Source organism: Nocardioides dubius, assembly GCF_039528155.1.
Taxonomy (GTDB): domain Bacteria; phylum Actinomycetota; class Actinomycetes; order Propionibacteriales; family Nocardioidaceae; genus Nocardioides; species Nocardioides dubius.
Genome location: NZ_BAAALG010000001.1, coordinates 217,685 through 227,338 on the forward strand (window position 1 = coordinate 217,685; position 9,654 = coordinate 227,338).

Genomic DNA, 9,654 nt, shown 5'->3' on the forward strand with positions numbered 1-9,654 from the left:
GGCGCCGCACCGACGCCGTCCCACCCAGGAGACGGTCCAGCGCCTCGGCGGCGCGACGCACCGACGGCCCGAAGACGCCCCGGACGACACCCCTGGGCCCGCCCGTCTCGGCGAGCGGCCGCAACGGGGTGACGTCGCGGACGTACGGCAGGACCCGGCCGGCCAGGTCTCCCCGGCGCAGCCCGGCCAACACCGACACGACCAGGCACACACCGGCCGCGGCGAGGCCACCCAGCAGGCCACCGGTCACGCTCATCGCAGGACCCTCTGCTCCGCCGGCAGCCGGCCGATCCGCATCATCAGCTGGTAGGCGAGCAGGCAGCCACCGGCCCCGATCGCGAGCACCACCACGCCTCCGGCGCTCGCGAAGGCGGCGGCCGCATCGCTCGACAGGCTCATCACCAACAGCACCGCCCACGGCGCGGCGACCGCGAGCCGCGCTCCGTTGACCGTCCAGGCCTGACGCGCCTCCAGCTCCGAGCGCACCCGCTCGTCCTCACGCAGGTGCCCGGCAAGGCTGCGCAGCAGACGGCCGAGCTCGGTGCCCCCGACCTCGCGCGCGATCCGCAGGGCCTCCACGACCCGGTCCCCCACCGGATCGGCGAGCGTCGCCTTCAACCGATCCAGGCACGGGCCGAAGCGGCCACTCGCCTGGTAGTCGCGAGCGAAGGAGTCGAAGGCCGGGCGCAGCGCCTCCGGTCCGCGGATCGCCAGTCCAGCAAGGGCTTCCGCCAAGGAGAGCCCGGCACGAACGCCGGAGGAGAGATGGTCCACGGCCTCCGGCCACACCATCGCGAACTCCCGCTGCCGCCGTCGTGCCCGCCCCCGCAGCAAGGCGATCGGGGCCCAGCCGGCGATCATCGCGAAGGTGACGGCGACCGGCGGCGCGGCCGAGGCCACCTGCACCAGCAGCCCTGCCGCCACGGCACAGGCGCCACACAGGGCGATCAGGGCCCGCGGGGCGACTCCGCCGATGCCGGCTCGCTCCAGAAGGCCTTGCAACCAGGCGCGTGCCGCCCGCGCGTGCCCCGGAGCCTCGGCTTCGGCGGGCAGCGTCAACGACGCCCAGACCAACCACAGCCCGACCCCGGCCACCAGGCCGACCAGGGCGCCCATCAGCCGCGTGCCGTCAGTGCGGCGAGGTCGATGCCGTGGCGTGCGAAGCTCTCCCGGCGCGGTGGCTGGCCGCCGGTCGGGAGCAGGGCGTCGCCGTCGCGCACGAAGATCGCCTCGGTCTCGATCACCGCCCCCTCCACCCGGCCGGGCACTCCGAGGATCTCCTGCACCTCGCGGGCACCGGACGCGGTCAGCGAGACCTGCACCACGAGGTCGACGCTGGCAGCGACCGTCGGCACCACGAACGAGCCGGAGATGTTCTCGCCGGCCAGCAGCGGCAGGGTGCACATCTTGACCAGCGCCTCGCGCGCCGAGTTCGCATGCAGTGTGCACATCCCGGGCACCCCGGCGTTGAGCGCAAGCAACAGGTCCAGGCACTCGGCGGCCCGCACCTCGCCCACGATGATCCGGCTCGGCCGCATCCGCAGCGACTCCTTGACCAGGTCGCGCAGCCGCACCTCGCCGGTCCCCTCCAGGCCTGCCTGGCGGGTCTGCAACGCCACCCAGTCCGGGTGCGCGAAGCGCAGCTCGAAGACCTCCTCCGCCGAGATCACCCGCTCCCCACCGGGGATCGCCCCGGCCAGGGTGTTCAGCAGGGTGGTCTTGCCGGCCTGGGTGCCACCGCTGATCAGGATGTTCAGCCCGGCCCGGACCGCCGCCTCCAGGAACGCCGCCGCCTGCGGGGTCAGCGTCTCCAGCCGGACCAGGTCGTCGAGCCGCGCGGCCCTCATCGTGTGCTTGCGGATGTTCACCGCGGTGAAGCCGTGCGCGATCCCGGCCAGCACCACATGCAGCCGATGCCCCTGCGGCAGCAGGGCATCCACGAACGGCTGGGAGACGTCGAGACGACGTCCGCTCGCCTTGAGCATCCGCTCCACCAGCTCGTCGACCTGCGCCGCGTTCAACACCGTGGTGGTCAGCTCGTGGCGCCCCTCGCGGGCCACGAAGACCTGGCTGGGCTCGTTGATCCAGAGCTCCTCCACGCTCGGATCGTCCAGGTACGCCTGCAACGGGCCGAAGCCCGCCACCCGCGCGACCAGCTCGCCGACCACCGCGGCCGGGTCCGGCAACGAGGCCACCTGACCGGTCAGGCTCAGCTGGTCGTGCTCCCGCACCACCACCTCGACCAGCGAGCGGACCACCGCCACCTGCGCCTGCGGGTCCACCTGATCGCGGCGCACCAGCTCCCGAACCCGCGCATCCAGCGCGTCCACGACCACGGCCTGCGCATCCACCCGTAGAGACGACATCGGCACCCGCTTCCGAGACGGCGAGATTGGTGTCAGCCGTTATATGCCGATCCCCGCCACCCCGGAAGCCGATCCGGCGTCCCTGGGGATAAAGGTCCTGAATTGCTCACCTGGGTGAGTAAGTTCGACAACGCACCGGCCGCACACCGCGACCGATCAGCAGCATCAGATCCGCACCCCGACGTCATGGCGCACGATGTTGTCCAGCGCCCGCTCGGCCACCGCTGCGATCGTCATCGACGGGTTGCAGGCCGCCGTCGAGCCCGGGATCAGCGCGCCGTCGAGCACATAGAGCCCCGGGTTCTCCTCGACCCGGCCGTCGAGGTCGCAGACCACGCCCATGTTGGCGCCGCCCAGCGGGTGCCAGGTGCTCGGCACGATCTTGTGGGTGTCGATGATCCCGCCGGTGTTCTTCGCGATCCGCTCCACCCGGGCGGTGATCGCGTCGTGCACCGGCACGTCCCCGGACGCCGGCCAGTGCAGCTTCGCGCTCTTCGTCCAGGAGTCGTAGCGGAACTCGCCGCGCCCCTGGGAGACCCCGAAGCCGACCATCATCGTCAGGTTGTTGACCAGCAACGGCACCGGCGGGATGGACGCCTGGATCACGGTGTTGGCCAGCGCCGGGTCCGCCCAGTCCTTGGAGCCGTAGACCACCGGCCCACCCTGCGCGGCACCGAACTGGTCGACCAGGTTGGTCCAGGCGAAGATCCGGTCGCCGTTGGTGCCCCACCCAGTGCCGAGGCCGTCCGGCAGGCCGGGCACCGCACCGGAGCCCTTCGCCTCGACCAGCAGCTTGGTGGTGTTCATCGAGCCGGCCGCCATGATCAGCGTCGGCGTCGTCATCTCGATCTGCTCCAGCACCCGGCCGGTGTCGTCGGTGCGGTCCACGTGCACCACCCAGCGTCCGTCGCGGGCCCGCTCGATCCGGTTCACGTTGTGGTGGGTGCGCACGGTCACCCGACCGGTCGCCACCGCCTGGTCGATGTAGGTGACGTCGACCGAGTGCTTGCCGCCGTTGTTGACCCCCATCGCACCCGAACCGTCGGTGTAGGCAGGCTTCATCTCGCCACGCAGCTCCGCCAGCGCGTAGTCCCAGTCGATCGGCATCGGGATCTTCTCGACCGAGTAGCCGGCCGCCTCCGCACGCTTCTTGAAGACCCGCGGGGCCTTGTAATTCACCGACGAGACGAGCTCGTCAGGGGCGGTCTCGACCCCGAGCATCTGCGCCACCCTCGGGTAGTGCACCCGGTCCATCAGGTCGAAGTCGAGCTGCTCGGGGAGCACCTCGTGGAAGGTCTCGCGCGACGGCTGGAGCGTCATCCCCTGGTAGACCAGCGATCCCCCGCCGACACCGGCGGCGACCATGGAGAGCATGTTCTCGCCCAGGATCGGCTCGACCAGGCCGACGTACGGGCCGAAGTTGAGCAGCCCGCCGATCAGGTCCTGGGTGGCCCGCAGCGCCTTCGGCGTCGCGCCGTACCAGAGCAGCCGCTTGTCCGGCGAGAGCGGGCTCGGGAACGTGCTCGCGTCCGGCCCGCTGCGCCACCACCGACCCCGCTCCAGCACGGTGACCGGAACCCCGGCCTGCGCCAGCCGGAGCGCGGCCACGCCGCCGCCGAAGCCGGAGCCGATCACCAGCACCCGGTGCTCCTCGGCGGTGGCGGCGACCGCCGGCTCCGGGAGGCTGGCCACGGCCGCGGCAGCTGCGGCACCGACGAGGAAGGACCGGCGAGACGAGCGCATGAGAGGGACTCCATCCGAGTGTGGACACTGCGACAACGCGAACCCGCACCACGATGTGGTGCGGGTCACGCGTGGAAACTAGCAGTGTTCCGATCGAATTGGAACACGTTCTACCTACTTCTCATAGAACTCTCTAGGTCACGCCGCAGAGACCGAGCTGACGCGCTCCAGGAGCGCGACTGCTGCGATCTGCGACTTCACCTCCAGCTTGGTCAGGACCGCACGCACCTGGCTGCGGACCGTGCCCACCGAGACATACGCCTCCGAGGCGATCTCCGCGACCGTGTGCCCGCGGCTCAGGTTCTCCAGCACCTGGCGCTCCCGGGCACTGAGCCGGTCGAGCCGGTCGGTCAGCTGACGCTGCTCGGCACCGACCTCCTCCCAGACCGCCAGCAGCCGGTCCCGCTCGTCGGCCGGAGTGATCTGGCCTCCGTTGGAGACCTGGTCGACCACCCGGATCAGCTCGTCCACGCCGACCGAGATCGAGAGCACCGCGGCCGCGCCGGCGTCCAAGGCGGCGCCCCACCGAGCGTCGTCCTCGCTCTCCGAGAGCAGCAGCCACGCGACGTCGCCGATCTCACGGATCGTGCGCATCGCCTCCAAGGTGTGCGCCCAGTCCAGGCGCTCGTGCAGGAGCAGCGCCACCTCCACCCGTTGGCGCGAGAGCCGCGTCCGCAGGTCCCGTACGCCGGCCCCCTGACGCGGCACCGCGAAGGTGCTCGACGCGAACCCCAGGGCGCTCAACGCCTCGCCCACGGCCTGTCCGGTCAACGACTGATCGGCGACCACCGCCACCTTCGGCATCGCCGCCGTGCGTGGCCTCGGCACCCACGTCACATCGCGCTCGTCCATCTCATAGTTCGTCATTCCCCTGTGACTCCCTGTCCGTTACTGCACGACGTCGAAGAAGACGTCGTCGACGGCTCCGTTGAACTGGTCAGTCGTAGAAGGCATGAGGGCGCCGTCGGGCCCCACCTTCGCTCCCACCGAGAGTGGCACTGATGCCGGGAACTGAACCTGTCCTGTCTTCCCACGGACGCTGACGACCTGATCCTCGCCACCGTCTTTCTCCACCGGCTTCACTCGCAACCGGAGGCCCTTCACGTTGCGCTCGCAGTCGACCGAGTACCAACGCCCACGCTCGACGGCGGTCTCTGCCTTGGCCAGCAGCTCACCGCCATCGCCTGCCACCCGACACGAGGGCACACCGTGATCCAGCTGGATCTTGACCTGCGTCTCGTCGGTGAACAGCCCACGTTGCATGAGGTTGTCCCCGTTGTCGCTGCTGCTTCCCTCGGACTCCGGGTCCAGCATCACCTGTGCGCCGAACCTGAACTCCTTCTCCCCGGGTGACAGCGCGTCCTGCTGGTCCCACACCACCAGAGCCGCTGCCGCCGAGGAGCCGTCTCCCCAGGCCGGGAACCGGACGCCGACCCCACCGGGGCTCGGCGTCAGGCGCACCCGACCTCCGGAGAAGGTCGTGATCGCGGTGCGCACCGATGCAGATCCGAGGTTCTGCACCGATGGCACCACCGAGTCGTACTCCGCGGTGAGCTCTTCGAAGTCCAAGAACAGCGCCTGCGGATTCGAGCTGGCCTCGGTCGCGGCCGGCTCCTGCTCCTTCGCCCCCGAGGACGCCCCGGCGCAGGCGCTGAGGCTCAGCACCAGAGCCATCGAGCCGCCCCACCAGGTATGCATGCGCACTTCTTCTCCCCATCCCGCCGAGGTCTCCCCCGGCCCCACTGCGTCCCGCACATCGCACCGTTACTGCGGTGCGATGACCACGCTGAACATCACGACGCGCCCAGGCACGGGATCGCCGGTCGAGCTCGCTCCCGGACGGGGACCCGCAGCAACGGGCCCGCCGGTGTCGACGGCGAGCGCCGAGATCGCGCCCCCGCCGCTTCCTGCGGTGCTGGCCCGGGACGTCGTCCCGGCCGGCACCGTCCAACTGACGGCACTGCTCGCCTTCGCTGCCCAGTAGGTACTGACCCAGCCCCTCTCCGCGACGGTCACGTCCGGTGCCTGGAAGGCCGGACCGCCCCCTTGCGCTATGGCGACGGCGGAGTCGGTGACTGCCGAGTCGCCATGATCAGCCCGGTAGGCCGACACCGTGAGATCCGCCTTGGCGATGCTCGAGAGCGCCACCGTGACCACGCTGGAGGCATCCCCCGCGGTGGCCTTGCGGGTCCACAACCGACCCTGTGCATTCCCCTCGGACGCCTGCCGGAGCAGGGTCCATCCCGCCGGGTCCGTGACCGTCGGCGTGGACGAGTTGAGTGCCATCTGCAGCACCAGGGTGTCGCCGGCCTGGACGGCGGCCGGGATCGTCACCCGCTGGCTGGTGCTGTTGGCATTGGCCGCGGCGGCCCCGACGAACTGCAGCTGGGCGTCCGGCAGCGCCACCGGATCGGCCTGCCGGGTGGTGCTCGCCGTGGCGCCCACCGCATCGGTCACGGTCAGCGTCACCGTGCGTGCACCGCCGTTCGGGTAGGTGTGCGACGGCGTCGCCCCGCTGCCGGTCGCCGTGTCGCCGAAGTCCCACGCGTAGCTGACGCCGCCGCCGTCCGGATCCGTGGAGGCACCGGCGTCGAAGCCGCAGACCAGCCCGGAGCAGGAGACCGTGAAGGAGGCCGTCGGCGCCTGGTTCGGTGCGATCGTCCGGGTCCGCACCGTGCTCGCACCGTCGTCGTCGGTCACGGTGAGGGTGACCGTTCGCGCGCCGAGGGCAGGGTAGGTGTGCGACGGCGTCGCCCCGCTGCCGGTCGTCCCGTCGCCGAAGTCCCAGGCGTAGTCGACGACATCGCCGTCTACGTCGTCGGAGGCACCGGCGTCGAAGGAGCAGACCAGGTTGGCGCAGGAGTCGGTGAACTCCGCGGTCGGCGCCTGGTTGGGCCCAGCACCGTGTCCCGCGGCGTCCTGGAAGAGGAAGTAGGCCCGCCCCGACCAGGTGATCCCGTCGACCAGGGTTCCCGAGATCACCGAGTTCGTGCCGGCCACCGGGGTCCCGGCCTGGTCCCCCTGCTGCCAGGTCATCCGGTTCAGCCGGCCCAGGTTGTCGGTCCAGTAGAGCTGGCTGCCGGTGCCGACCATGCCGCGCACGGAGCTGAAGTTGATCCCGGTCATGCTGTTGGCCGCTACCAGCCGCTTGGCGCCCACCATCCCGCTCTCGGCGGTGAAGTAGCGGTAGAACAGCTGGTTGGAGCCGGAGCGGGTGAAGTAGATCCGGCCGCTGTCGTAGAACATGCCGGTCGCGTTCGCCACGTCCGAGCGCCAGTCGGTGAAGGTGACCACCTGCTCCGATCCGTTCACCGCCTCGACCGGCCCGTAGGTGGTGCCGTCGAAGGTGCGCCGCACGAAGCTGCCGTCCGAGTTCGCGGTGTAGAGCCAGCCGTTGATCATGAACGAGCCGCGCACCGCCGACCAGTTGATCCCGCCGCCCGGCACCGCCGCCTGGGCGCCGATCGTGGTGGCGGTGATCGGCCGCTTGGCGATCGAGGAGCCGATCACGTAGAGGTCGTTGGGGATCTGCGGGGTGCTGACCTCCGGGAAGGTCACCCCGTCGGGCCGCATCCGGGCGATCCGGCTCTTCAGCTGGAAGTTGCCGATCCGGTCCGTGTCCGAGGCGACCCACAGCCCGTTGGGGGCGGCCAGGAAGTCGAAGACGCCGACGCCCTTGGTGCGGCCGGGGTTCCACGAGTACGGGAGGCCGTTGATCGGGTCGAGCGCCGCGATCCCCTCGCGGGGCACCGCACCCTGGCCCGCGGTGTCGCCGCGGAAGGCGTTGTTCTGCCAGCGGAAGTGGCCGCCGACGTAGACCACCGCATCGGTGACCTCGACCCCGTAGGTGGTGTCGCCGCCGGTGTAGTTCACCCAGGACGGCGCCACGTTCGTGCTCACGGTCTTCGTCTCGAAGCGCGCGGTGGTGTCGCACGGGGCGCTGCTGCCGCCGTAGGCGCCGGTCGTGGAGACCACGAAGAACCGGCCGTCGGGCGAGAAGTCGACGTCACGCATGTAGGAGTCGAAGGACGAGGAGCAGGCCTGCGTGTAGAAGCTGGTCTGGAAGGTCGAGGGCACGGCGGTGGCGCCGCTGGTGTCGAGCATCAGCAGCTGCCGGTTGGCGACGCCGTCGAGGGTGGTGAAGTTGCCGATCGCGACCAGCCGGTCCCCGGCCGGGGTCAGGTCGAACTTCAGCACCTGGGTGACGCCACCGTTGTGGGTGCCGTCCAGGACCCGGGTCATGAACGGCAGCCGGGCGCCGGTCTGCGGGTTCAGGGTGGCGAGCGCACGCTGCGCGCCGTTGGCCACGTGGGTGAAGGCGCCGCCGATCCAGAGCCGGCCGTCCTTCAGCGCCATGTCCCGGACCTGGCCGCTCACGGTGCCGGCATTGAAGCCGGTGACCACCTCGCCGGTGTCGATCCGGATCCGGGCGATCCGGTTGCGGGCGACGCCGTTGATCGAGGTGAAGTTCCCGCCCACATAGACGGTCTGCCCGTCACCGGCGTCGACGATCTTCTGCACGGTCCCATTGGGGTTCGGCACGAAGGTCGTCGAGATCAGCCCGGTGGTGACGTCGAAGGCCAGCAGGTTGCTGCGGTTGAGCACCGTGCCGGAGCTGTCGTTGCGGGCGGTGTCGAAGGTGCCGCCCAACAGGATCGTGTTGCCCACCTGGGTCACCGACAGCACCCGGCCGTCCAACACGTGCGGGGTGCCGCTCACGGCGACCTCGCTCACCAGACGTCCGCCCGGCGATGTCTCCGCGGCGGCCCCGGACAGCTGTCCGAGGACCAGCGCGATGCCGGCGATGAGGACCGCCAGGACTCTTGATCTGCGCATTCTTACTCCCCCTAGTGAACGGCAAGGAGGTCCCGAGTCCTCGTCACGCCTCTCGGAGGCTATGTCCGCCGCTCCACCACATGGGGCCGAGACCCCAGAACTTCCCTCATATCGGTGAGGGTGCCGTAGGACTGGGAATTCCCTACCAGCTACGGGAGGAAGGCCAGCCTTGGCTTGCTCGGTTCCACTCCGCGACCGCCGCCAATTGTGAGGACACCTTGAGCTTGCGCAGGATCGCTCGCACATGGCTGCGCACGGTGTCCTCGGACACCTCCTGGAGCACCGCGAGCTCGGCCACGGTGCGGCCGCGGGCCAGCTGCTTGAGCACCTCGACCTCGCGCGGGCTCAGGCTCGCCAGGCGCTCCAGGACGGAGCGCTCGTCGACGTCATGGCGCCGCAGCAGGGCCCGGTCCGCCGGGTCCATCACCTGCTCGCCCTCGGCGATCGCCGGCAACGCCGACACCAGTGTGTCGACGCCGATGTCCAACGGCAGCACGCCATCGGCCCCCGCCATCAGCAAGGCACCCCAGTAGGGCCCGGGCAGGCACGAGGTCAGGACCATCCAATGCACGTCAGGACCCCGCTGCATAAGACGTTCTGCGTCGCGGACCAGGAACGGCTCGAACTGCTCCTGGACCACCAGGCCGACCTGGGCGCCGAACTGCTCGCACTCGCGGGCCAACGCCTTCAGCTCCTGGCGACCGCGCGG

Annotated in this window: 7 protein-coding genes and 1 pseudogene; all 8 read right to left on the bottom strand. The window is 70.5% G+C overall.

Features of this window, described 5'->3' with window-relative positions:
* A pseudogene (locus ABD151_RS00995) lies at positions 1-256 on the bottom strand (type II secretion system F family protein); the annotation flags it as partial.
* On the bottom strand, positions 253-1,116 hold the full coding sequence (locus ABD151_RS01000; protein ID WP_343990375.1) for a type II secretion system F family protein: 864 nt from the start codon (positions 1,114-1,116) through the stop codon (positions 253-255). The pseudogene ABD151_RS00995 and the gene ABD151_RS01000, both read right to left, overlap by 4 nt.
* Positions 1,116-2,351, bottom strand: coding sequence for a TadA family conjugal transfer-associated ATPase (locus ABD151_RS01005; RefSeq protein ID WP_343990378.1), 1,236 nt, complete (start codon positions 2,349-2,351; stop codon positions 1,116-1,118). The genes ABD151_RS01000 and ABD151_RS01005 overlap by 1 nt, the downstream gene beginning before the upstream one ends.
* A 180-nt stretch (positions 2,352-2,531) precedes the next feature.
* Positions 2,532-4,109, bottom strand: coding sequence for a GMC oxidoreductase (locus tag ABD151_RS01010; RefSeq protein ID WP_343990381.1), 1,578 nt, complete (start codon positions 4,107-4,109; stop codon positions 2,532-2,534).
* A gap of 138 nt (positions 4,110-4,247) precedes the next feature.
* Positions 4,248-4,976, bottom strand: a complete 729-nt coding sequence (locus ABD151_RS01015) for a helix-turn-helix transcriptional regulator (RefSeq protein ID WP_343990384.1) — start codon at positions 4,974-4,976, stop codon at positions 4,248-4,250.
* Positions 4,977-4,997: 21 nt separating this feature from the next.
* Positions 4,998-5,807, bottom strand: a complete 810-nt coding sequence (locus tag ABD151_RS01020; RefSeq protein WP_343990387.1) for a LamG domain-containing protein — start codon at positions 5,805-5,807, stop codon at positions 4,998-5,000.
* Between the two features lie 66 nt (positions 5,808-5,873).
* Entirely contained in the window at positions 5,874-8,945 is a 3,072-nt protein-coding gene (locus ABD151_RS01025) for a PKD domain-containing protein (RefSeq protein WP_343990390.1), read from the bottom strand.
* 142 nt (positions 8,946-9,087) lie between these two features.
* A partial coding sequence (locus ABD151_RS01030; RefSeq protein WP_343990393.1) for a response regulator transcription factor occupies positions 9,088-9,654 on the bottom strand: 567 nt, incomplete at its 5' end.